19 protein-coding genes are annotated in these 23,703 nt (G+C 73.5%); 14 read left to right on the top strand and 5 right to left on the bottom strand.

The genetic code is table 11. The features are described 5' to 3' along the window. Window positions 1–1,029: an ROK family protein gene (locus ACFPGP_RS20015; protein ID WP_378592797.1), complete on the top strand. Its 1,029-nt coding sequence runs from the start codon at window positions 1–3 to the stop codon at window positions 1,027–1,029. Here ACFPGP_RS20015 and ACFPGP_RS20010 read toward each other — a convergent pair. From ACFPGP_RS20010 to ACFPGP_RS20000, 3 genes are read right to left on the bottom strand one after another with little or no spacing between them, the layout of a single operon-like run. Next, the gene (locus tag ACFPGP_RS20010; RefSeq protein ID WP_378592796.1) at window positions 962–2,203 is read right to left on the bottom strand and encodes an ornithine cyclodeaminase, nickel-pincer nucleotide-dependent; all 1,242 of its coding nucleotides are present in this window, start codon (window positions 2,201–2,203) and stop codon (window positions 962–964) included. The genes ACFPGP_RS20015 and ACFPGP_RS20010 overlap by 68 nt on opposite strands. Before the next feature lie 48 nt (window positions 2,204–2,251). Further along, window positions 2,252–2,665: a hypothetical protein gene (locus ACFPGP_RS20005; RefSeq protein WP_378592794.1), complete on the bottom strand. Its 414-nt coding sequence runs from the start codon at window positions 2,663–2,665 to the stop codon at window positions 2,252–2,254. A 54-nt stretch (window positions 2,666–2,719) separates the two neighbouring features. After that, window positions 2,720–3,484, bottom strand: coding sequence for an alpha/beta hydrolase (locus tag ACFPGP_RS20000; RefSeq protein WP_378592792.1), 765 nt, complete (start codon window positions 3,482–3,484; stop codon window positions 2,720–2,722). Between the two features lie 85 nt (window positions 3,485–3,569). Here ACFPGP_RS20000 and ACFPGP_RS19995 point away from each other — a divergent pair, with 85 nt between their 5' ends. The 6 genes from ACFPGP_RS19995 (at window position 3,570) to ACFPGP_RS19970 (ending at window position 8,584) form a co-directional block, all read left to right on the top strand. Further along, entirely contained in the window at window positions 3,570–4,316 is a 747-nt protein-coding gene (locus ACFPGP_RS19995; RefSeq protein WP_378592790.1) for a lysophospholipid acyltransferase family protein, read from the top strand. A 5-nt stretch (window positions 4,317–4,321) separates the two neighbouring features. Beyond that, window positions 4,322–5,461, top strand: a complete 1,140-nt coding sequence (gene macS / locus ACFPGP_RS19990) for a MacS family sensor histidine kinase (RefSeq protein WP_378592788.1) — start codon at window positions 4,322–4,324, stop codon at window positions 5,459–5,461. Between the two features lie 19 nt (window positions 5,462–5,480). Beyond that, entirely contained in the window at window positions 5,481–6,014 is a 534-nt protein-coding gene (locus ACFPGP_RS19985) for a flavin reductase family protein (protein ID WP_378592787.1), read from the top strand. Between the two features lie 67 nt (window positions 6,015–6,081). After that, complete coding sequence (locus tag ACFPGP_RS19980; RefSeq protein ID WP_378593569.1) at window positions 6,082–6,750, top strand: response regulator; 669 nt, start codon at window positions 6,082–6,084, stop codon at window positions 6,748–6,750. Next, the gene (locus ACFPGP_RS19975; RefSeq protein WP_378592786.1) at window positions 6,747–7,607 is read left to right on the top strand and encodes an arylamine N-acetyltransferase family protein; all 861 of its coding nucleotides are present in this window, start codon (window positions 6,747–6,749) and stop codon (window positions 7,605–7,607) included. Before ACFPGP_RS19980 ends, ACFPGP_RS19975 begins: the two co-directional genes overlap by 4 nt. Window positions 7,608–7,687: 80 nt before the next feature. Continuing rightward, complete coding sequence (locus ACFPGP_RS19970) at window positions 7,688–8,584, top strand: hypothetical protein (protein ID WP_378592784.1); 897 nt, start codon at window positions 7,688–7,690, stop codon at window positions 8,582–8,584. A gap of 80 nt (window positions 8,585–8,664) precedes the next feature. Here the strand turns inward: ACFPGP_RS19970 and glpK are convergent, their stop codons facing one another. Together glpK and ACFPGP_RS19960 are read right to left on the bottom strand one after the other, a co-directional pair. After that, on the bottom strand, window positions 8,665–10,137 hold the full coding sequence (glpK, locus tag ACFPGP_RS19965) for a glycerol kinase GlpK (protein ID WP_378592783.1): 1,473 nt from the start codon (window positions 10,135–10,137) through the stop codon (window positions 8,665–8,667). Continuing rightward, complete coding sequence (locus tag ACFPGP_RS19960; protein WP_378592782.1) at window positions 10,134–10,967, bottom strand: DUF1028 domain-containing protein; 834 nt, start codon at window positions 10,965–10,967, stop codon at window positions 10,134–10,136. The genes glpK and ACFPGP_RS19960 overlap by 4 nt, the downstream gene beginning before the upstream one ends. Window positions 10,968–11,072: 105 nt before the next feature. On the opposite strand from ACFPGP_RS19960, the gene ACFPGP_RS19955 reads away from it, so the two are divergent. From ACFPGP_RS19955 to ACFPGP_RS19925, 7 genes are all read left to right on the top strand, one after another. Further along, window positions 11,073–12,308, top strand: a complete 1,236-nt coding sequence (locus tag ACFPGP_RS19955; protein WP_378592780.1) for an MFS transporter — start codon at window positions 11,073–11,075, stop codon at window positions 12,306–12,308. A gap of 117 nt (window positions 12,309–12,425) precedes the next feature. Beyond that, entirely contained in the window at window positions 12,426–13,454 is a 1,029-nt protein-coding gene (locus ACFPGP_RS19950; protein WP_378592777.1) for a 6-phosphofructokinase, read from the top strand. Window positions 13,455–13,501: 47 nt separating this feature from the next. Then, window positions 13,502–14,965, top strand: coding sequence for an APC family permease (locus tag ACFPGP_RS19945; RefSeq protein WP_378592775.1), 1,464 nt, complete (start codon window positions 13,502–13,504; stop codon window positions 14,963–14,965). A 10-nt stretch (window positions 14,966–14,975) separates the two neighbouring features. After that, a complete protein-coding gene (locus ACFPGP_RS19940) occupies window positions 14,976–16,421 on the top strand; it encodes an ArnT family glycosyltransferase (protein WP_378592773.1) in 1,446 nt (481 codons plus the stop codon). A 30-nt stretch (window positions 16,422–16,451) separates the two neighbouring features. Then, window positions 16,452–17,786 carry a class II 3-deoxy-7-phosphoheptulonate synthase gene (locus ACFPGP_RS19935; protein WP_378592771.1) on the top strand — a complete coding sequence of 445 codons (1,335 nt, stop codon included), beginning with the start codon at window positions 16,452–16,454 and terminating at the stop codon, window positions 17,784–17,786. A gap of 7 nt (window positions 17,787–17,793) precedes the next feature. Further along, the gene (locus ACFPGP_RS19930) at window positions 17,794–18,360 is read left to right on the top strand and encodes a cupredoxin domain-containing protein (protein ID WP_378592769.1); all 567 of its coding nucleotides are present in this window, start codon (window positions 17,794–17,796) and stop codon (window positions 18,358–18,360) included. Between the two features lie 146 nt (window positions 18,361–18,506). Beyond that, window positions 18,507–23,651 (top strand): OmpL47-type beta-barrel domain-containing protein, encoded by a 5,145-nt coding sequence (locus ACFPGP_RS19925; protein WP_378592767.1) that lies wholly within the window; start codon window positions 18,507–18,509, stop codon window positions 23,649–23,651. The last annotated feature ends 52 nt before the right edge of the window (window positions 23,652–23,703 follow it).

The following is a 23,703-nucleotide window of genomic DNA, read 5'->3' as shown; positions in this document are numbered from 1 at the left end:
GTGTCCCTCTTCATCGGCGTCGACGTCGGCGGCACCAAGGTGCTGGCCGCCGCGGTGTCGACGTCCGGCCGGCTGGTGCGCACCGCCCGGCGCGAGACCCCCGACCGCAACGAGGACCCGATGGTCGTCGAGGACGCGCTCACCGACGCCGTGCACGCCGTCGCCGGCAGCCGTCGCGTGGACGGCGTGGGCATCGCCGCCGCGGGCTTCGTCGACGCCGCAGGGGAGCGCGTGATGTTCGCGCCCCACCTGCCGTTCCGGGGCGAGGAGGTCCGGGCCCGGCTGATGGAGCGCTGGGACACGACGGTCATGCTCGACAACGACGCCAACTGCACCGCGCGCGCCGAGGTGACGTACGGCGCGGCGCGCGGCGCGACCGACGCGGTCGTGATCACCCTCGGGACCGGCATCGGCGGCGCCGTGGTGATCGGCGGGCGCGTGCACCGCGGTCGCAACGGCATGGCCGGCGAGTTCGGTCACATGCAGGTGGTACCGCAGGGACGGGCCTGCGAGTGCGGCGGGGTCGGCTGCTGGGAGCAGTACTGCAGCGGCAACGCGCTCGCGCGCGCCGCCCGCGCGCGGCTCGGCGAGGCGCCGACGCTGCTCGAGCAGGCCTGCGACGGCGACCCCGACCTGCTCACCGGGCCCATGGTGACGAGCGCGGCCGAGCAGGGCGACCAGCTCGCCCTGGCGGCCTTCGAGGAGATCGGGTCGTGGCTCGGCGTCGGCACCGCCAACCTGGTGGCCGCGTTCGACCCCGACGTGGTGGTCGTCGGCGGCGGGGTCTGCGACGCGGGCGACCTGCTGCTCGGCCCGGCGCGGCACGCGCTGTCCACGTCGCTGGTCGGCGTCGGCCACCGCGTCGTGCCGCCCGTGCTGCGGGCGACCCTGGGCCCCAGCGCCGGGGCCGTCGGCGCGGCGTCGATGGTCCGGATCGCCGTGCAGGACCACCCGCGGGTGTTCAGGACCTCCGGTACGCGGGCACGAGCTCGCCTGCGAGCTGCTCGAGGAACAAGCCGACGTCGGTGACGATGCCGCGGGCCTGCGACGACCCACGGTCGGCGAGCTTGGTGACGGTAGCGGGGTTGATGTCCACGCAGACGAGCGGGATCGACGACGGCAGGATGTTGCCGGTGGCGACCGAGTGCAGCATGGTCGCGGCCATCAGGCAGAAGCCCACGTCGGGGAGCTTCGCGCGCATCGCGCGCTGACCCTCGATCACGTCGGTGTGGACGTCGGGCAGGGGCCCGTCGTCGCGCACGGAGCCGACGAGCACGAACTCCTTGTCGTGGGTGACCATCGCGTGCATGATCCCGCCGGTCAGCACCCCGCTCTCGACCGCGTTGCGGATCGAGCCCTCCTTGCGGATGGTGTTGAGCGCCCGGATGTGGTGCTCGTGGCCGTGCTCCACGCCGCGGCCCATGGCGAGGTCGACGCCGAGCGAGGTGCCGTAGAGCGCGGACTCGATGTCGTGGGTGGCCAGCGCGTTGCCGGCGAAGAGCACGTCGACGAAGCCCGCGTGCACCATCGCCACCATGGCCGGGGCGGCGCCGGTGTGGACCACACCCGGCCCGAGCACCCACAGCACCTTCTTCCCGTTGTCCTTGGCCTCGCGCATGCCGTCGGCCACCTGGCGCACCAGCACCGCCTGCGGCTTCTCCGAGGACACGTCGGACTCCATGAACCCGAACGAGCCGCCCTGCTCCTGCTGCAGCTCGGGGATCTGCACCTTGATGCCGGAGGCGCCGGTGACGACCTGCATGCCGACCAGCACGTCGGACATCGGCAGCGTGATCACCCGGGGGCCGTCGGCGTCCTCCTCGACGACGAGGCCGCAGTCCATCTCGGGGTTCGCCACGTCGTACCAGCGGCCGCTGAGCCGGACCTTGGTCGGCAGGTTGGTGGTCGAGTAGAAGCCGTCGGGGAAGACCCCGTCGAGCTCGGCCTCCGAGAGCGTCGCCTCGCCCGGGTCGACCTGGTTGACGCCGCGGGTCTGCAGGCGCATCAGCAGCCGCTGCAGCGCCTCGTCGTCCTCCGCGGTGACGGTGATCGTGGCCGTGGAGGTGTCGTGGGCCTCGTGACCGACCTCGAAGCGGTCGATCACGTAGTCGCCCTCGTACTCCCGGATGTCGTCGAGGATGCGGCTGAGGATGCCGCTGTCCATGAGGTGGCCGGAGACTTCGACGGTTTCGCTGCTGCTCACGCGGCAGAGCCTAGCCACGCTCCCCGGCTGCAGGGGCGAGGGTGTGGTTCAGACCACCGCTCCGTCGTCGCCGGGGTCGCGCGGGGTGTTGTCCATGTGCAGCACGAGGTAGCCGAACCCGCCCACGAACCAGCCGATGAGGGCGTAGCCGAGCACCGAGGGCAGCGTCACCCCGAGCACCAGCCCGACGAGCAGCACCGTCGGGGCCCCGAAGACGCCGAGCCAGGCCAGCAGCCGGGCCGGCTCCGGCCACGGGAGGGGTGGCGGGGGCGGGGGGACGAAGCCCTCTTCGTCCGGGTCGTCGATGTCGTCCGCGCCGGCGCTGCCGGCTGCGTCCGCGAGCGCCCCGGTGAACCACACCGGCTCGGGCTCCGGCGCGGGCGGGGACGGGTCGAGGCGCGGGCGCTCGCCGTAGTTCTCGACGATGGCGCGCCAGGCGTCGTCCTCGTTCTGTGCTCCCACGGCACCACGGTACGACGGAGCCGGGAGTCGTGGTCGCGCCCGGCCCGACCGGTCTCAGGCGGTGACGCGGGCGACGAACGCGGCCGACTCCTCGAAGATGGTCGGGGCGTCGTTGTCCATGGTCGCGACGTGGTAGCTCTCGGGCAGCCGGCGCACGGTGACGTCGGGGGAGGCGAGGCCGCCGAGGATCAGCGGCTCCGAGGCCTCGTCGACGACGTGGTCGACCGTGGAGCGGAAGTAGAGCACCGGTGCGGTGATCCGGCCGAGGTCGGCGACCAGCGACGGCCAGGCCGTCATCAGCGAGTGGATCGCCTTGAGCGGCGTGCGGGTGTAGCCGTGCTCGACCCCGCCGGGCATCTTGATGTCGCTGGCGATCCCGGGGAACGACGGCACCACGTGCTTGAGCACCGGCAGCAGCTTCACGTCGAGCCGCTTGGTCGCCACCGCCGGGTTGACGAGCACGAGCCCGGCGACCTCGGTGGGGTGGTCGGCCGCCAGCCGCAGCGCCAGCGCGCCACCCATCGACAGGCCCCCGACGACGACCGCGTCGCTGCGGGCCGCGAGGTCGCGGAAGCTCGCCTCCAGGGTCGCGCACCAGTCGTCCCAGCGACGGGTGTTGAGGTCCTGCCAGGTGGTGCCGTGGCCGGGCAGCAGCGGCACCTCCACGGCGTACCCCAGCTCGCCCAGGTGTTCGCCCCACGCGCGCATGGACTCGGGCGAGCCGCTGAAGCCGTGGCTCAGGAGGACGCCGACCCGGCGGCCGCCGGTCAGCTCGGGGCGCCCGGGGACAGAGAGAGGCGCGTGGATGTCGGGGGTCATGCCCGGATTGTGCACCACAGGGTCTGGGCCCTCGTGCCCTAGGCTGCGCGGTGACGGGTGTCGTCCGGGTCCTGCGAGGTGGGCGTTGTTCTACTGGTTCCTGAAGTGGGTGGCCGTCGGTCCGTTCCTGCGGGTGGTCTTCCGTCCCCATGTCGAGGGTGCCGAGAACGTCCCCGCCACCGGCCCGGCCATCCTGGCCAGCAACCACCTGTCGTACGCCGACTGGCTGTTCATGCCGCTGACCCTGCCGCGCCGGGTCACCTTCGTGGCCAAGGCGGAGTACTTCAACTCCCCGGGCATCAAGGGCTGGTTCCAGCGCAAGTTCTTCGCCGGGTCGGGGCAGGTGCCGATCGACCGCTCCGGAGCCTCGGCGGCGGAGGGCGCCCTGACCGCCGCCAAGCGGATCCTCGACGAGGGCGAGCTCTTCGGCATCTACCCCGAGGGCACCCGGTCGCACGACGGCCGCCTCTACCGCGGCAAGACGGGTGTGGCCCGGCTGGCGCTGGAGACCGGCGTGCCGGTGGTCCCGGTCGCGGTGCTCGGCACCGACGTCGTCGCCCCGCCCGGCAAGACGTTCGGCACCTTCACGCGGCCCGCCGTGCGCTTCGGCGCACCGCTCGACTTCTCCCGCTACGAGGGCATGGAGAACGACCGCTACATCCTGCGCTCGATCACGGACGAGATCATGTACGAGATCATGCGGCTCTCGGGCCAGGAGTACGTCGACATGTACGCCACCCGGGCCAAGGAGGAGTCGAAGAAGCACGCCTCCGACCGCGCCGAGGGCGGGCCCGACGCCCGCGGGGAGACCGAGCAGAAGAAGGCGTCCTGACCGTCGTGGGGGACCGGCGGCTCTGGTCGCGCCCGGCGCTCGACGTCGAGGACCGGCTGTTCCGGGCCCTGGCGATCCTCCGCGTCGTCGTCCTGCTCAACGCCATCGCGCTCAACATCTACCGCGCGCCGGGCGCCGAGCACCCGGCCGCCCTGGCCGGCGTGGTGGCGGTGATGGTGGTCTGGACGGTCGTCGCCATCTGGGCGTACGCCGAGCCCCGCCGCCGCACACCGGCGCTGCTGGTCGCCGACCTCGCGATCGCGACCGCGACGATCCTGGTCTCGCCCGTGGTCAAGGGGCCGGGCATGGAGGCCACGATCGGCGGGTTCTGGATCATCGGCGCCCTCCTGGCCTGGGCGGTGCACTGGAACTGGCGCGGCGGCCTGGTGGCGTCGGTCGTCCTCGCGGTGGCCGACCTCTCCGTGCGCGACCACGTCTCGCAGGGCAACTACGGAAACACCTTCCTGCTGCTGATCGGCGGGCCGATCGTGGGCTTCCTGGCCGAGTCGCTGCAGATGATGGCGAGCGAGCGTGACGCCGCCCAGCGGGCCACGGTCGCCGCCGAGGAGCGGGCCAGGCTGGCGCGGGCGGTGCACGACGGGGTGCTGCAGGTGCTGGCGCTCGTGCAGCGCCGCGGCCGCGAGCTCGGCGGGGAGGCGGCCGAGCTGGGCCGGCTGGCAGGCGAGCAGGAGTCGGTGCTGCGGCGGCTGATCCGCGAGCAGGACGCCGTGCCGTCCGGCCCGGCCGGGGCCACCGAGGCCGACCTGACGTCGGCGCTGGCCGGGCTCGAGTCCGACCGCGTCACCGTGGCGACCACCGGCGCCCCGGTGCTGCTCGACACGCGCGTCGTCGACGAGGTCGTGGCGGCGGCGCGCGCCTGCCTCGACAACGTCGAGCGCCACGTCGGACCCGGCGCCGCGGCGTGGGTCCTGCTCGAGACGCTGCCCGACGAGGTGGTGGTGAGCGTGCGCGACGAGGGCCCGGGCATCCCGGACGGGCGCCTGGCCGCGGCGGCGGCCGACGGCCGGCTCGGCGTGGCGGAGTCGATCACCGGGCGGTTGTGCGACCTCGGCGGCGAGGCGGTGCTCACCACCGGGCCCACCGGCTCGGAGTGGGAGCTGCGGGTGCCCCTGCGCGCGGGGTGACCCGCCGTACGCTCGCCGGGTGACGATCCACACCGAGCACCCGTTCCTCGAGCCGGAGTCCGAGCACGACCCCGAGCGGCGGTTCCGCGGCCGGCTCGGCGGGTCGGTCGCGCTGTTCACGGCCGGGGGGACGGGGGACGTGGCGCGGGCCGGGCTCACGGTGAGCTCGCTCATGATCGCGCGCGGCGAGTCGTCGCGGGTGCTGGCGCTGATCGACCCCGACGCCGACCTCACCGCGACGCTCGAGGCGACGGGGCGGGCCGTCGTGAACCTGCTGGCGTGGCAGCACCGCGACCTGGCCGACGCCTTCGCGGGCCTCGCCCCGGCGCCGGGCGGCCCGTTCCGGATGGCGGAGTGGGAGGACACCGGGTGGGGTCCGTGCCTCGTCGGGGTCTCCGCGTGGGCCGGTGTGGCGCTCGAGTCGACGGCCCCCGTGGGCTGGTCGTCGCTGGTCACCTGCCGGATCGAGCGCCTCGCGCTGCTGAAGGACCAGCCGCCCCTGGTGCACCGACGCGGTCGCTACCAGCGTCCCCCGGGTGACGAGATGGCCTAGTCTGCGCCTCGTGGGGGCCAACGGGGAGGACCACGGCGCGGTCGCCGACGCCGCGCCGGTGCGGGTGATGGTGGTCGACGACCACCCGATGTGGCGTGACGCGGTCGAGCGCGACCTGCAGCAGGCCGGCTTCGACGTCGTGGCCGTCGCCGCCACCGGCGACCAGGCGCTGGCCAGGTTCCCGGCCGCGCGGCCGCAGGTGGTGGTCCTCGACCTCCAGATCCCCGGCCCCACCGGGGTCGAGGTGACCGGTGAGGTGCTGCGACGGGACCCGTCGGCGCGGGTGCTGATCCTCTCGGCCTCCGGCGAGCAGGACGACGTGCTCGCGGCCGTGAAGGCCGGGGCGACCGGCTACCTGGTGAAGTCCGCCTCCCGCGAGGAGCTGCTCGACGCCGTACGCCGCGTGGCCGCGGGCGACACGGTGTTCACGCCCGGGCTGGCGGGGCTGGTCCTCGGGGAGTTCCGGCGGATGGCCCTGCCCTCCCGGCCCGACGACCACCCGGAGCTGACCGAGCGCGAGACCGAGGTGCTCAAGCTCGTCGCGAAGGGCATGTCCTACAAGCAGATCGCCGAGCGGCTCGTGCTCTCGCACCGCACGGTGCAGAACCACGTGCAGAACACCCTGCGCAAGCTGCAGATGCACAACCGCGTCGAGCTGACGCGCTACGCGATCGAGCGCGGTCTCGACGACCCGGACCCCGACCCCGGCGCCCCGCCCGGGGGTGGGGGGACGTGACCGCGGCCGCCACCGCGGCGTACCTGCGACGCCTCGGGCTGGACGACCACCTGCCGCCGACCGCCGCCACCCTCGCCACCGTCCACCGGGCGCACCTCGCGACGGTGCCCTACGAGAACCTCGCGATCATGCTCGGCCGGCCGCCCTCGGTGGACCCCGACCGCTGCCTCGAGCGGGTGGCGCGCCGGGGCCGGGCGGGGTACTGCTTCCACCAGAACGCCGCGCTCGAGGCGGCGCTGCTCGGTCTGGGCTTCACCGTCGAGCGCCGGCACGGCCACGTCTGGACCGACCCGGCGTGGCGTCACCACCCGCTGCTCAACCACCTGGTGCTGGTGGTGACCGGGCTGCCCACCGACGACAACCCCGGCGGGCGCTGGTGGCCCGACGCCGGGCTGGGTGAGGGGTTCTGGGAGCCGCTGCGGCTGGTGGCCGGCGAGGTCACGGACGGGCCGTTCCGGTTCCGGCTCGACGACGTCACCGACGCGGGGTGGTCGTTCGGCCACGACCCGGCCGGCTCGTTCCGCGGGATCGAGGTCGACGACCGGCCGGCCGACCACGCGGCGGTCGCGGCGGGTCACCGCGAGCTCTCGACCCCGCCCGACGGCGTCTTCACCCGCGTGCTGGTCGCCCAGCGCCGCGTTCCCGGTGGGCTGCGCTCCCTGCGGTGCTGCGTGCTGACCAGCACCACCGTCGAGGGCGCGCACGCCACCGACGTGACCTCGTGGAGCGACTGGCGGGCCGCGCTCGTCGACGTGGTCGGCGTGCCCGTCGACGACGTCCCGGTCGACGACCTCCGCGCGCTGCACGCCCGGATGGTCGAGGCACACCGTGCGTGGGACGAGGCCGGTCGCCCATGAGCCGCCGGTGACGGGTCGCGCGGCTACGATCCCCGGCATGTGGGGCGGTCGGGGTCGAGGAGCGCGCGCGGGAGCCACCCGTGGGTGCTGACCCGCTGCTCGCCGAGGCCGAGGCGCTCTACGGGCTGACGCTCGCCGAGTTCACCCCGGCGCGTGACGCCCGCGCCAAGGAGCTCAAGAAGGACGACGCCGCGCTGTCCGCGGCCGTGAAGGCGCTGCGCAAGCCCACCCTGGCGGCGTGGGTGGTCAACGTGCTGGTGCGGCACGAGACCGAGCAGGTCGAGCAGGTGCTCGACGTCGGTACGGCGCTGCGCGAGGCGCAGGCGAGCCTCGACGGCGAGGAGCTGCGGGCGCTGACCCGGCAGCGGCGCCAGCTGACGGCGGCGGTGACCACGCGCGCCCGCGGTGTCGCGGCGGGGCTCGGGGTCAAGGTCACCGAGGCCGTCGCCGACCAGGTCGAGGCCACGCTGACCGCGGCGATGGTCGACGAGGGGTGCGCGCAGGCGGTGCGCAGCGGGCTGCTGATCGCACCGCTGGCCGCGACGGGGGTCGACGAGGTGGACCTCGGCGCCGCGGTCGCGACGCCCGACGCCCTCGGCTTCGCCGCCGCCCCCGCCGAGGCCGCACCCGAGGTACGGCCCGAGCTGCACGTCGTACCCGATCCCGACGCGGACGCCAAGGCGGTCGCGGCGGCGCAGGAGCGTCTCGATGCCGCCGAGGCGGAGGTCACCGAAGCCTCCGCGGAGCTGGCCGAGGCCAGCGGCGCGGTCGAGGAGCTCGAGGCGCGCTCGCTCCAGGTGCAGGCACGCATCGACGAGCTCAGGCGCGAGCTGGCCGGCCTCGAGGAGCAGGCCGAGGAGGTCGACGAGGAGCTCGAGGAGGCCGAGTCGGCCCGCGACGACGCCGAGACCGTGCTCGCCGAGGCGGTCTCGACGCGCGACGCGGCCGCGGCCGCCCTCGCCCGCCTCTCGCCCTGACGGGTAGTACGTCACGAAAAGCCCCGTTTGCCGTCGCGGGGTGGGGCTCTTCGTGACGTACTACCCGCAGCGGCGCCGGGTCAGGGGGCGGCCCAGCCCTTGCTGCGCTCGACGGCGTCGGCCCAGCGGGCGTGGGCGGCGTCGGCCTGCGCCCGGTCGCCGGAGGGCTCGAAGCGGTGGTCGAGCTGCCAGGTGTGGCGCAGCTCATCGGTCGACGACCAGGTGCCCACGCCGAGCCCGGCGAGGAACGCCGCCCCGAGGGCGGTGGTCTCCACGATCCGCGGGCGCTCGACGGGGATGTCGAGCTGGTCGGCCTGGAGCTGGCAGAGGAAGTCGTTGGCGGCCGCGCCGCCGTCGACCCGCAGCGACGAGGCGCCCGGCATCGTGTCGAGGACGTCGCGGACCTCGAAGGCGATCGCCTCCAGCGTCGCGCGGACGACGTGGGCGCGGGAGGTGCCGCGGGTCATCCCGATCAGCAGGCCGCGCGCGTGCGGGTCCCAGTGGGGGGCGCCGAGACCGGTCAGGGCGGGCACGAACACCACGCCGCCGGAGTCCTCGACGGTGGCGGCGACGGCCGCCGTCTCGGCCGCCGAACCGACGATCTGCAGACCGTCGCGCAGCCACTGCACGGCCGCTCCGGTCACGAAGATCGCACCCTCGAGCGCGTAGGTCAGCTCGCCGCCGGGGGAGCGCCACGCGGCGGTCGAGAGCAGGCCCGCGTCGGAGCGCTCCAGGGTCGAGCCGGTGTTGGTGAGGATGAACGACCCGGTGCCGTAGGTGCACTTGGAGTCGCCGACCTCGAAGCAGGTCTGGCCGAAGAGCGCCGACTGCTGGTCGCCCGCCAGGCCGGCGATCGGCAGGTCGAGCCCGCAGAACGATGCCGGGTCGGTGCGGCCGATCTCGCCCCAGTTCGGCACGAGCTCGGGCAGGGCGTCGCGGGGCACGCCGAACAGCCCGCACAGCTCCTCGGACCACTCGCCCGACCGCAGGTCCATCAGCAGCGTGCGGCTCGCGTTGGACACGTCGGTGACGTGGTGGACCCCGCGCGTCATCCGGGCGACGAGGTAGGAGTCGACCGTGCCGACGGCGTACCGGCCCTGCGCGACCAGCGCCCAGGTGTGTGGCTCGTGCTCGGCGAGCCACAGCAGCTTGGTGCCGGAGAAGTAGGGGTCGAGCCGTAGCCCGGTCAGCTCGGTGACGCGCTCCTCGTGGCCGGCGTCGCGCAGGCGCGTGCAGATGTCGGCCGTGCGGCGGTCCTGCCAGACGATCGCCCGCCGCGGCGAGCCGAGCGTCTCGCGGTCCCACAGCAGCACGGTCTCGCGCTGGTTGGTGATCCCGACCGCCTCGAGCTCCGCGGCGTCGACCTGGTCCAGCACCGTCCGCGTGGCCTGCAGGGCGGCCTGCCAGATCTCCTCGGGCGCGTGCTCCACCCAGCCGGGCTCGGGGAAGTGCTGGGCGAACTCCTGGTAGCCGGTCGCGACGATCCGCCCGTCGTGCCCGACGACCACCGCGGTGACGCCGGTGGTGCCGGCGTCGATCGCGAGCACGCTCATGCGCCGGCCCCGCCCTGCTGCTCGCGCACGATCGCGAGCACCTTCTCGTCGATCCACGCGAGGTCGGGCGCCACCCGCATCTCGTAGTTCTCGGTGCCCACCCAGGCGTGGAAGTCGCGGTGTCCCTGCGCGTGGGCGAAGTCCTCCAGCTCCTGCTCCAGCTCCGGCGTGACCGGGACCTGCTCGTCCTCGGTGGAAGCGGTCAGGTAGAGGTCGTTGAGGTCGAGCAGCCGCTCGAGCTCGGGCACCGGCGTCGTGTGGTCGTCGACCCGCAGGTCGACCGCGATGTCGTCGAGCCCGCCGTACCCGGCCCCGTCCTGCACGACGAGCAGCGCGGCCGACTGGCGCCCCCGGCGGTCCCCTCCGGCCGCGTCCCCGGCCGCGAGCGCCGCGAGGAGCCGGCGTGCCAGCGGGGCGTCGGGGTCGCTGGCGAGCCAGGCGGCCTCCATGGCGTCCACGACCTCCTCGCCGGTGAGCACGTTGCCCTGGATGGCGTAGCCGTCGCCGGTCAGGCTCCCGGCCCAGTCGAGGCACGCCTGCCCGGTGTGCGAGACGGCGCCGCCGTCGCTGTCGACGATGCCGATCTGCCGGTGGTCGCGGCCCTCGTCCTCCTCGAGCATCCGCTGCAGCGCGACGGACGCCGTCGCGCCCTCGTCGAGGTGCGCGAGCCCGATGCCCTTCCACGCGACGTTGGCGTCGGCCTGGGTGGCAAGGGCGCCGACGCCGGCGACGGCGGCCGGCACCGCGCTGCCGACCGCGAGGAACTTGGAGGCCACCGCCACGCCCCACGACTGTCCGTCGGCGGAGCGGGCCACGATCGAGAAGGTCATGCCCGGGAGCGTAGCCACACCGCAGCCCGGCCGGCGGCCGCCCGGCCACCGCCACGCCCGAAACCCGCTTGCCCTCAACCGCACTCGAGGTCCGAGGATGGGTCCGTGCTGCAGCGACTCGGCTTCCCCTCCCTCGGCTCCCACCGCCGCTTCGTCACGGCGATCGGCGTGGACGCGGTCGGCAGCGGGGTGTTCATGCCGGTCTCGATGCTCTACTTCCTCGCCGTCACGCCGTTGTCGCTGGTGCAGGTCGGCGCCGCGATCTCCGCGGCCTCGCTGGTGGCCCTGCCGGCCGGCCCGGCCATCGGGGCGCTGGTCGACCGTCTCGGGGCCAAGCGGGTCCTGCTCGCGGGCAACGCCATGCAGGCCGCCGGCTTCGTGGCCTACCTGTTCGTGGAGTCGTTCGCCGCGGTGCTCGTCTGGACGGTGCTGGTGACCGTGGGCCGCACGGCGTTCTGGGGCTCCTACGGCAACATCGTCGCCGCGATCGCCCAGCCGGGGGAGCGTGAGCGCTGGTTCGGCTTCCTCGGCGCCCTGCGCAACGTCGGCTTCGCCCTCGGCGGGCTGGCCTCGGGCGTCGCGATCGCCATCGGCACCGACCTCGCCTTCGCCACGGTGGTGGCGGTCAACGCCGCGTCCTACGTGCTCGCCTTCTGCCTGCTGCTCGCCGTCCCCGACGTGCACCCCGCCGGTCACGCGCACCTGCCGGGCACCTGGGCGACCGTGCTCCGCGACCGCCCCTACCGCCTGCTCGTCGTCGCCCAGGTCGGCTACTCGCTGCCGATGATGGTGCTCAACTTCGCGCTGCCGGTGTACGTCGTGACCCTGCTCGGGCTGCCCGGCTGGATCACCGGCGTGGTGTTCACGGTCAACTGCGCGATGGTCGGCCTCGGGCAGGGGCTCGTGGTCACCGGGCTCACCGGCCGGCTGCGCTACCGCGTCCTGCTGGCCGCCCAGGCGGCGTTCGCCGCGTCGTACCTGGTCTTCCTCGGCGCCGCGTCGTTGCCCGTCGTGCTGGCGAGCGTGGTGGTCGTGCTCGGTACGGTGGTCTACACGCTCGACGAGCTGATGGGCGGGCCGGTGCTCGGCGCGCTGGCCGCGGACGCCTCGCCCGAGCACCTCCGCGGCCGCTACCTGTCGATGATCCAGCTGGCGTGGAACCTCAGCAGCACCGTCGCCCCGCTGCTGTTCGCCTGGCTGCTCGGCGCGGGCACCTCCCCGCTGTGGCTGGTGATGCTCGTCGTCGCCGCGGCCGCCTCGCTCGTCGCCGTGCGGCTCGGCAGCGTGCTGGCCCAGGCCGGCCAGCCGGTCACCAACCGCGCGGAGCCGGTCGCCGCCTGACCCCGGTCGATCCGGCCCACCGGACCGCTGGTGCCACCGACGGAGGAGCCGCTAGGGTCGGGACCGGAAATGTGAACGATCCAATCCCCAAACCGATCGATCCGCAGGAGGTCTGACGTGCGCGTCGGAGTGCTCACCGGAGGCGGCGACTGCCCCGGTCTCAACGCGGTCATCCGCGCCGTGGTCCGCAAGGGCGTCAAGCAGCACGGCTTCGAGTTCGTCGGCTACCGCGACGGGTGGCGCGGCCCGCTCGAGGGCGTGACGATGGAGCTCGGCGTCGAGCAGTGCCGCGGCATCCTGCCGCGCGGCGGCACGATCCTCGGCTCGTCCCGCACCAACCCGTTCTCGATCGAGGGCGGCGTCGAGCGGATCCAGGAGAACCTCGCCAACGACGGCGTCGACGCGCTGGTCGCGATCGGCGGCGAGGACACCCTCGGCGTGGCCACCAAGCTCGCCGACCTCGGCGTGCACGTCGTCGGCGTGCCCAAGACGATCGACAACGACCTGTCGGGCACCGACTTCACCTTCGGCTTCGACACCGCGGTCAACATCGCGACCGAGGCCATCGACCGGCTGCACACCACGGCGGAGTCGCACCACCGCGTGCTCGTCGTCGAGGTGATGGGCCGCCACGCCGGCTGGATCGCGCTGCACGCCGGCATTGCCGGCGGCGCCAGCGCGGTGCTGATCCCCGAGCAGCCGTTCGACATCCAGGCCCTGTGCGACCTCGTCGAGCGCCGGTTCACGACGCGTTACTCCCCGATCATCGTGGTCTCCGAGGGCGCGGTCCCGGCCGAGGGAGGCGACATGACCCTGGTCTCGGGGGAGAAGGACTCCTTCGGCCACGTGCGGCTCGGCGGCATCGGCGACCGGATCGCCGGCGAGATCGAGGCCCGCACCGGTGAGGAGGCCCGCGCGGTCGTGCTCGGCCACATCCAGCGCGGCGGCACGCCCACGGCGTTCGACCGCTGGCTGGCGACCCGGTTCGGCCTCCAGGCCATCGACGCGGTCGCCGAGGGCGACTTCGGCACGATGATGGCGCTGCGCGGCACGAAGATCATCCGGGTGCCGCTGGTCGAGGGCACCGGCGAGCTCAAGACCGTGAGCCCCGAGGAGTACGCCGAGGCCGAGGTCTTCTTCGGCTGACGCAGGCCCGGAGTTTCGCCCCGTCCCACACCGGGAAGACCCCGGGCATGACTGCGCACGCGCAAGAGACGGTCGACGTCAACGGCCCCGAGCCCGACCTCAAGCGGGTGATGGGGCCCGGGCTCCTGCTCCTCTTCATCGTCGGCGACATCCTCGGGGCCGGTGTGTACGCCGTGACCGGCCAGATGGCGGGCATCGTCGGCGGGGTCGTCTGGCTGCCGTTCCTCGTCGCGTTCGTGGTGGCCACGCTGACCGCGCTGTCCTACCTCGAGCTCGTCACCAGGTACCCGCAGGCCGCGGGTGCCGCTCTCTACACGCACAAGGCGTTCGGCATCCACTTCGTGACGTTCCTGGTCGCCTTCGCGGTGATCTGCTCGGGCATCACCTCGGCCTCCGCCTCGTCGAACGTCGTGGCGCTCAACCTGCTCAAGGGGCTCGAGCTGAACGGCTGGATCAGCGGCACGCCCTCGGAGAACACCGGGCTGGTCACCTTGCTCGCGATGGGGTTCATGGCCCTGCTGGCGCTGGTCAACCTCCGCGGCGTCGGCGAGAGCGTCAAGTTCAACGTCGTGCTCACCGCCGTCGAGATCACGGCGCTGGCCATCGTGATCGGGGTCGGCCTCTACGCGGTCTCCGCGGGCGACGGCGACATCAGCCAGGTCACGGTGTTCTCCTCGCCCGAGGGGAAGGGGATGTTCCTCGCGGTCACGGCGGCCACCTCGGTGGCGTTCTTCGCCATGGTCGGCTTCGAGGACTCCGTGAACATGGTCGAGGAGACCAAGGACCCCGAGCGGAACTTCCCCCGGGTCATGCTCACCGGACTCGGCATCGCGGTGCTGCTCTACATGCTGGTCGCGGTCTCGGTGGTGGCCGTCCTGACCTCCGACCAGATCGCCCAGCTCAACGAGGACAAGTCCCCGGCGCTGGTCGCGGTGGTGAGCGTGGGTGCTCCGGACTTCCCGATCGACCAGGTCTTCCCGTTCCTCACCTGCTTCGCGGTCGCCAACACCGCGCTGATCAACATGCTGATGGCCAGCCGGTTGCTCTACGGCCTCGCCCACCAGGACGTGCTGCCGCGCACCCTCGGGAAGGTCTCGGCCCGGAGCCGCTCGCCGTACATGGGCATCGCCTTCTCGACCGCCCTGGCCCTGGGTCTCATCGCCTACCTCAGCCTCGATGCCGAGAGCGACATCGTGCTCAACCTGGCCAGTGTCACCGCGCTGCTGCTGCTCGGCGTCTTCACGATCGTGAACGTCGCCTGCCTGGTCCTGCGCCGCGACCGCGCCGCCCGCCCGGGCGGCTTCCGGTCGCCGGGTCTGACCCCGGTCGTCGGCGCGGTGGCCTGCGCCTTCCTGATCGGACCGTGGGTCGACCGCGACGTCCTCATCTACCAGATCGCCGGGGCGCTGCTGGCGATCGGCATCGTGCTCTGGGCGATCACCTGGATGACCAACCGCGGCATCCGCGCCAAGAAGACCGGCTTCCGCGACATCGAGCACCTCGAGGAGTGATGCTGGGGGCGTGACCGGCCCCGTCCCGCTCCCGCCACTCGCGCGGGGACCGGTGCTCGCCGCGGCCGCGACGGTCGCGGCGGTGCTCACGGCCCTGTCGACCCGCTACGGCTACCACCGCGACGAGCTCTACTTCCGGATGCTCGACCCCGCGTGGGGCTACGTCGACCAGCCGCCGCTGGTGCCCTGGCTGGCCCGCACGCTCGGCGACGAGGTGTGGCTCCTCCGGCTGCCCGCCACCGCGTGTGCGGCCACCTCGGTGGTCCTGGTCGCGCTGCTGTGCCGCGAGGTGGGAGGCGGGCGCACCCCGCAGGCGTTCGTCGCCTGGGCGTACGCCGGCACCACCGCCTGCCTCGACTTCGGCCACGTGCTGCTCACCTCGTCGCTCGACCTCGTGCTGTGGCCGCTCGTGGTCTGGCTCGTGGTCCGGGCCGAGCTGCGCGGCCGGCCCCGGCTCTGGCTGGTGGCGGGACTCGTGGCCGGGCTCGCGTCGTACGCCCACCTGCTGGTGGCGGTGCTGCTGGCCGGCATCGCGCTCGGGCTGCTCCTGGTCGGCCCGCGCTCCCGGCTCCTCGACCTGCGCGTGCTCGGCGGGGGCGTGCTGGCCCTGCTGGTCGCGTTGCCGAACGTGGTCTACCAGGCCACGCACGACTGGCCGCAGCTGGCGATGGGCGACGCGCTCGCCGAGAACAACGCCGGCGAGGTGCGCTGGTTCATGTGGGTGTTCCTGGTGATCGTGCTGGGCCCGGTCCTCGTCCCGGTGTGGTGGTCGGGGCTGGTCGGCCTGTGGCGCCGCGAGGAGTGGCGGCCCGTGCGGTTCCTCGTGCCGGCCTCGGCGCTGGTCGTGGTGTTCACGTTCGTCGGCGGCAGCCAGCCGCACTACCCGACGTTCGTGCTCGTGGCGCTGCTCGGCATCGGTGCCGCGGCCCTCGGCGACCGGCTCGGGCGGCCGGGCTGGTGGGTGGCCGCCGCGCTGAACGCCGCCGTGGCCGCCGTCATCTCGCTCCCGCTGCTGCCGCTCGGCCTCGTGGGCCGCACGCCCGTGCCCGACCTCAACCTGCTCATCGCCGACCAGGTCGGCTGGCCGGCGTACGGCGCGCAGGTGCAGGCGGCGTGGGAGTCGGTGCCCGCCGAGGAGCGGGAGCACGCGGTGGTGATGACCGGGAACTACGGCGAGGCCGGGGCGCTCGACCGGTTCGCAGCGGACATCCCGGTGGTCAGCGGGCAGAACGCCCTGCACGACCAGACCCGGCCTCCCGACGACACCACGGTGGTCGTCACGGTCGGCTGGTTCCTCGAGGACGTCCGCCGCCTCTTCGCCTCGTGCGAGGTGGTCGACGAGCTCGACAACGGGGTCGACGTCGCCAACGAGGAGCAGGGGGCGCCGGTCGCCGTCTGCCGCGGCCCGGTGCAGCCGTGGTCGGTGCTGTGGCCACGCCTGCGACACCTGGACTGACCACCCCGGCCACGCGCGTACCCTTGTGCGGTGAGCATCCCCGATCTCCCGGCCCTGCACGCGCTCGGGCCGGCCCAGCAGCCGAGGTACCCCGACGCTGCCGCCGTCGACGCCGCGGTGGCCCGCCTCCGCACGTTCCCGCCGCTGGTCTTCGCGGGCGAGTGCGACGACCTCACCACCAAGATCGGGGCCGTGGCCCGCGGCGAGGCGTTCCTGCTCCAGGGCGGCGACTGCGCCGAGACCTTCGTCGGCGTCACCGCCGACAACGTGCGCAACAAGCTCCGGGTGCTGCTGCAGATGGCGGTGGTGCTCACCTACGCCGCGTCCGTGCCCGTGGTGAAGGTCGGTCGGCTGGCGGGGCAGTACGCCAAGCCGCGCTCCTCCGACCTCGAGACCCGCGAGGGCGTGACCCTCCCGGCGTACCGTGGCGACGCCGTCAACGGCTACGACTTCACCGCCGACGCCCGCGTGCCCGACCCGCAGCGCCTCGTCGAGGTCTACCACGCGTCCGCGGCGACGCTGAACCTCGTGCGCGCCTTCGTCACCGGCGGCTACGCCGACCTGCGCCAGGTGCACGCGTGGAACACCGACTTCGTCAAGGAGTCGCCCGTTGGCCAGCGCTACGAGGCGATGGCCAACGACATCGAGCGCGCCCTGACCTTCATGCAGGCGATCGGCGCCGACCCCGACGAGTTCCACCGGGTCGACTTCCACAGCAGCCACGAGGCGCTGGTGCTGGAGTACGAGCACGCGCTCACGCGCATCGACTCCCGCACCCAGCTGCCCTACGACGTGTCGGGCCACTTCGTCTGGATCGGCGAGCGCACGCGCCAGCTCGACGGCGCGCACGTCGAGCTGATGCGCCACATCCGCAACCCGATCGGCGTCAAGCTCGGCCCGACCACCGCGCCCGACGACGCGTTGGCCCTGGCCGAGCGGCTCAACCCCGACAACATCCCGGGGCGGCTGACCTTCATCACCCGCTTCGGCGCCGGGCGGATCCGCGACGGCCTGCCGGAGCTCGTCGAGAAGGTCACCGCCGCGGGCGTCGAGGTGGCGTGGGTGTGCGACCCGATGCACGGCAACACGTTCGAGGCGTCGTCCGGCTTCAAGACCCGCCGCTTCGACGACGTCATCGAGGAGGTGCAGGGCTTCTTCGACGTGCACCGCTCGCTCGGCACCTGGCCGGGTGGCGTCCACGTGGAGCTCACCGGCGACGACGTGACCGAGTGCGTCGGCGGCGGCGAGGAGCTCGCCGAGATCGACCTGTCGCACCGCTACGAGTCGGTCTGCGACCCGCGGCTCAACCGCGTCCAGTCGCTCGAGCTCGCGTTCCTCGTCGCCGAGATGCTGCGCAAGGCCTGAGGTGCCGGTGCGGGCCCGTGCGCTGCCGGCGGCCGCCGTGCTCGCGCTCGCCCTCGCGCTGCCGTCGCCGGCCGTGGCCGCCGACCGGGTGGTGACGGTCTCGGACGCGGGTTACTCGCCGGACGTGGTGCGGCTGACCCTTGGCAGCCGGGTGGAGTTCACCTTCGTCGACCCCGGCCACTCGGCCACCTCCGACGTGGGGTTCTTCGACACCGGCGTCCAGACCGGGGGACTCGAGCGCGAGTGGTTCTGGGCCAGTGGCAGCTACCGCTACCACTGCACCGCTCACCCCTCGACGACCGGCCGGGTCCGGGTGCCGCCGCGGGCCACGGAGGAGACCGACGGCGGGTGGCTGCTGTGGTGGGCCGACGCGGACGCCCCCGACACGACGACGTACGACGTGCAGGTGCGGCGGCGGGGTGCCGACGCCTGGCGCGACCTCCGCAGCGACACCACCGACGCGTCCGCGTCGTTCGACCCCGCGCGCCGTGGTCCCTGGAAGGTCCGCGCCCGCGCCGTCCTCACCGCCTCGGGGGCCACGTCGGGCTGGTCACCGGTCCTGCGGCTGTCCTGACGCCCTGCTCGACCCAGGCCTCCCGGCCGTGACGATGCCCACCCGTCTGGACGGCACTTCGGCCCTACCGGCGGTCGGGGTCCGGCGGTAGTGCGGAAGTGAATGGTGCGCAGGCCCATGGTCTCGGGCGGACGGGAGAAGGTGTCATGTCCAGGTCGGGACGCAGTGTCGTCGGTACGTTCGCACTCGCAACAGCTCTGTCGGTCACGATGGCCGGTGTTGCGCCCGGCGTCGCAGCGGCGGCACCCGCGAGCACCGCGACGCTCGTGCAGGTCATCGACCTGTCGACGTGGTCGCCGGCGAGCCCGGACCCCTCGGGCGTCGCCTGGCGTGCGGCCACGGGTCACCTGGTCGTCGTCGACTCCGAGGTCGACGAGACCACGGGTGCCGGCTACCACGGCGTGAACCTCTGGGAGGCGACGCGCACCGGCACGGTCACGGCGACGGGCACCACCGTCGGCGTCTCGAGCGAGCCGACCGGTGCCGGCATGGATCCCGCCACCGACACGTTGTTCGTCTCCGACGACGACGGCGGTCGGGTGCTGGCGCGTCGGGCCGGCCCCGACGGGCTCTTCGGCACCACCGACGATGTCGGCGTGGGCTCGGTCAACACGCGCGCGCTCGGCATCGCCGACACCGAGGACCCCGCCTTCGACACCGCGAACGGCGCCCTCTACTTCCTCAACGGCACCTCGACGGACGTCTACCGCGTCAACCCGGTGAACGGCGTCTTCGGCGACGCGGACGACACGGTCAGCCAGTTCGACGTCGGCTTCCTCGGCATCACCGACACCGAGGCGTTGGCCTACGACGCCGCCCGCAACACCCTGCTCGTCGGCGGCAGCAACGGCTACATCTACGAGCTCACGCCCACCGGCACGCTGGTGCGCTCGGTCGACGCCCGGGTGGGCGGCCTGAGCCACCTCTCCGGCATCACCGTGGCGCCCGCCTCGGACGGAGCGTCCGTCCCGAGCTGGTGGGTCGTCGACCGCGGTGTCGACAACGACGCCGTGCCCACCGAGAACGACGGCCGGCTCTTCGAGCTGCGCGCGCTCCCGGACGCCACGAACCTGCCGCCGGTCGTCGAGTCGGTGAGGATCGACCAGACCTCGCCGACCACCGACCAGGAGCTGACGGTGACCGTCGACGCCAGTGACGTGGACGGCCCCCAGCCGGTCCAGTTCTCCTACCAGTGGTCGCGCAACGGCGAGGACATCGCCGGCGCCACCGCTGCCACGCTCGACCTGGGCGTCGCGGGCAACGGTGACAAGGGCGACCGCATCTCGGTGAGCGTCCGGGCCACGGACGGCGTCGACGCCACGCCGTGGGTCGCGTCGGCCGCGGTCACGGTCGTCAACGGCGCGCCCGCCTTCGTGCCCCCGCTGCCGGACCGCAACGGCACCGAGGGGCGCAGTGTCGACGTCGCCGCGGCGGCGACTGACCCCGACGGCGACACGCTCACCTACACGGCGACCGGCCTGCCTCCCGGGCTGACCATCGACGCCGCCACCGGACACATCACCGGCACGATCGCCGACGGCGCGGCTGCCGGCGGGCCCTACACCGTCACCGTCGATGCCGCCGACGGGCCGCCGTCCGTGCCGTCGCCGGAGGTCCGGAAGGTGCAGTCCGCGTCGGGCACCGCCACCACCGGCAGCTCGATGACCGTGGACCTGCCCGCGACGCCGACGCCGGGCAACCTGCTCGTCGCCACGGCGCGCTTCGGTGGGTCGAGCGCGGCGGTGCTCCCGACCGGATGGCGTGCGGCCGTGCAGCTGGGGTCTCCGAAGGCCTTGGTGATGTACAAGGTCGTCGCCGCAGGTGACTCGCGGTCGGTGACCCTGTCGCTGAACCCGTACGTCTCCTCGGTGTTCGCGATGACGGTCCTGGAGTACTCGGGGCTGATCACCGACACCGACACCGTGCTGGACCGCACGGGCAGTGGCACCGTGGCCCCCAGTGCCACCTCGGCCTCCGTGGCTCTCTCGGCGGCCACCACGGAGGCGTCGGAGCTGGTCGTGGCCACGGTGAACGTCTCCGCTGTGTCGACCCCGGGCTTCAGCGGCACGTGGGCCAACGGCTTCAGCCACGACGCGACCGGGCCCTACCAGGCCGTGGCGCACCGCGCGGTCACCGAGACCGGGACGTACGCGACCGGCACGTCGTGGACCAGCGCGGTCACCGCCGGCACGTCGACCATCGCGTCCTTCCGCCGCATCCCGGGGGTCGAGACGGACTCGCGCGTCGCGCGGGACACCTTCACCTGGACGGTCGGCACGGACACCACCGGGCCGGAGGTCGGCATCACCGTGGCACCGCCCGACCCGGACGGAGCCGCCGGCTGGTACCGCTCCGCGGTGACGGTCACCGTCGACGCCACCGACGACTCGGGCGAGGTGGCCTCGGTCGAGTACGCCGTCGACGGCGGCGACTGGACGGACTACACCGGGGCGTTCGCGCTGTCCGACGGCGAGCACCTCGTGCACGCGCGGGCCACGGACGACCTCGGGAACACCGGGACCGACCAGCTGGCGCTGAAGCAGGACACCGCCGGCCCGGCGGTGGCGCTGGTGGGCGGTCCCGTCGGCGACCAGGAGCTCGGGCACGTCGCCCCGGCGCCCACGTGCGATGCCTCCGACGTGACGTCCGGCCTGCAGGACTGCGTGGTCACCGGCTACGGCACCGACCTCGGCCAGCACACGGTCGTGGCGACGGCCACGGACAACGCGGGCAACGTGAGCACCGACATGCGGAAGTACACGGTGGTGGACACGGGCGTCCCTTCGGTCGTGATCGCCGTGACGCCCGCGGTGCCCGACGGCCTGGACGGCTGGTACACCTCCGGAGTCACGGTCTCGGTGACCGCGACCGACGAACCCGGCGGCGTGACCTCGACCGAGGTCTCGGTCGACGGCGGGACGACGTGGGTCGGCTACGACGGGCCGTTCCTGCTGCCCGACGGCGAGCACGCCGTGCAGGCGCGGGCGACCGACGCCAGCGGCAACACCGGCACCGACCACGTGACGCTGCGGCAGGACACCACCCACCCGGCGGTGGCCCTCGTGGGTGGCCCCACGGGCGACCAGGAGCTGGGCCACGTGGCGGCGGCGCCGACGTGCGAGGCCTCCGACGCCACGTCCGGGCTGAAGGACTGTGTCGTCACCGGCTACGGCACCGACCTCGGTGAGCACACCGTGGTCGCCACGGCCACCGACGACGCCGGCAACGTCAGCACCGACGAGCGCACCTACCGGGTCGCCGACACGGGAGCCCCGACGGTCGGGATCTCCGTGTCGCCGGGCGACCCGGACGGCGCGAACGGGTGGTACACCTCGGTCGTCGAGGTCACGGTGACCTCCGACGACGCCGGCGCGCTCGCCGCGGTGGAGGTCTCGGTCGACGGGTCCACCTGGCTGGACTACGTCGGGCGCTTCCCGCTGGCCGACGGAGACTGGGTGGTGCGGGCGCGCGCCACCGACGCCAGTGGCAACACGGGGGCCGACCAGCTGGCGCTGAAGCAGGACACCGCCGGCCCGGTCGTCGCCCTGGTGGGCGGCCCGAGCGGCACGCAAGAGCTGGGGAGCGTCGCTCCCGAGCCGGCCTGCGAGGCGTCGGACGCCACGTCGGGCCTGCAGGACTGCGTGGTCACCGGGTACGGCACCGGTCTGGGCGAGCACACGGTGGTCGCGACGGCCACGGACGGTGCGGGCAACGTGCGCAAGGACTCGCGTACCTACACCGTGGTCGACACCGGTCGGCCGACCGTGGTGCTCTCGGTGGCACCGGCGAGCCCGGACGGCCTGGACGGGTGGTACACCTCGGTGGTGGAGGTCGCGGTGACCGCGACCGACGAGCCGAGCGGCGTCGCCTCGACCCAGTTCTCGGTCGATGGTGGCGAGACGTGGTCGGACTACACCGGCGCGCTCACGCTGCCCGACGGTGACTACACGCTGAAGGCGCGGGCCACCGATGCCAGCGGGAACACCGGGACCGACCAGCTGGCGCTGAAGCAGGACACCGCCGACCCGGCGGTGGCCCTGGTGGGTGGTCCCGTCGGCGACCAGGAGCTCGGGCACGTCGCCCCGGCGCCCACCTGTGACGCCTCCGACGTGACTTCCGGACTGAAGGACTGCGTGGTCACCGGCTACGGCACCGACCTCGGTGAGCACACCGTGGTCGCGACCGCGACCGACAACGCCGGCAACACCAGCCGCGACTCCCGCAGCTACACCGTCGTCAGGAACGACACGGCGCCGGTCGCCGCGGACGACGCGTACGCGACGAACGCGGGCGACACGCTGCGCGTCGCCGCGCCCGGCGTCCTGGGCAACGACTCCGACCCCGACGGCGACACCCTGTCGGCCGAGGTGGTCGACGCGCCGGCGCATGCGTCGTCCTTCGCGCTCGCGGGTGACGGATCCTTCACCTACGTCCCCGCACCCGGCTTCGGTGGGGTGGACACGTTCCGCTACCGCGTGGTCAGCGGCACCTCGGTCAGCGCACCGGCGACGGTCACGCTCACGGTGACCCCCGCCTGGGCGGCGCAGTACTTCTCCAACGAGAAGCTCAGCGGCGCACCGGTCGCCACCGCGTTCGAGCCCCTGGGTGACCCCGAGCAGCTCGTGCACGAGTGGGGCAGCGGTGGACCGGCCGGCGTGCGCGTCGACGGGTTCTCCGCCCGCTGGACGACGAGCATCGACCTCGACCAGGGCGGCGACTTCATCTTCACCGGAAGCGCCGACGACGGCTTCCGCGTGCTCGTCGACGGCACCTGGGTGCTGCGCGACTGGGGCAAGCTGGCCGTCGTGACGTCGGCCGCCGTGCCGCTGACGGCGGGCACCCACACGATCGTGGTCGAGTACTACGAGCACACCGGCGCCGCCCGGGTCGACGTCGGGTGGCAGCGGGCCGCGAGCAACCACTGGACGGCGGAGTACTTCGCCAACGAGACGCTGAAGGGCGCGCCGGCGAGCGTCGTCGACGAGGCGTTCGGCAGCCCGCGCCAGCTCGACCACAACTGGGGCACCGGCGGACCCGCGGGCCTGGGGCCCGACGGATTCTCGGCGCGGTATTCCGCGCGCGTGGTCCTCGCCGCAGGCGACTACCACTTCACCGCCACCAGCGACGACGGTGTGCGCGTGCGCATCGACGGCACCCTGGTGCTCAACGACTGGAAGGCGCACACGGTCCGCACCAGGGCGGTGACCGTCCACCTCACGGCGGGTCAGCACACGATCGTCGTGGAGCACTACGAGCACTCCGGGGCGGCAACCGTCCAGCTGTCCTGGTAGCCGCTCGACGCGCCTGCCCGGGAGTCCCTCCCGGGCAGGCGCGTGGTGTGAT

The sequence above is a fragment of the Nocardioides taihuensis genome (assembly GCF_042657275.1).
Taxonomy (GTDB): domain Bacteria; phylum Actinomycetota; class Actinomycetes; order Propionibacteriales; family Nocardioidaceae; genus Nocardioides; species Nocardioides taihuensis.
The sequence above is the reverse complement of the archived record's forward strand: the minus strand, read 5'-3'. Positions and strand labels throughout refer to the sequence as shown.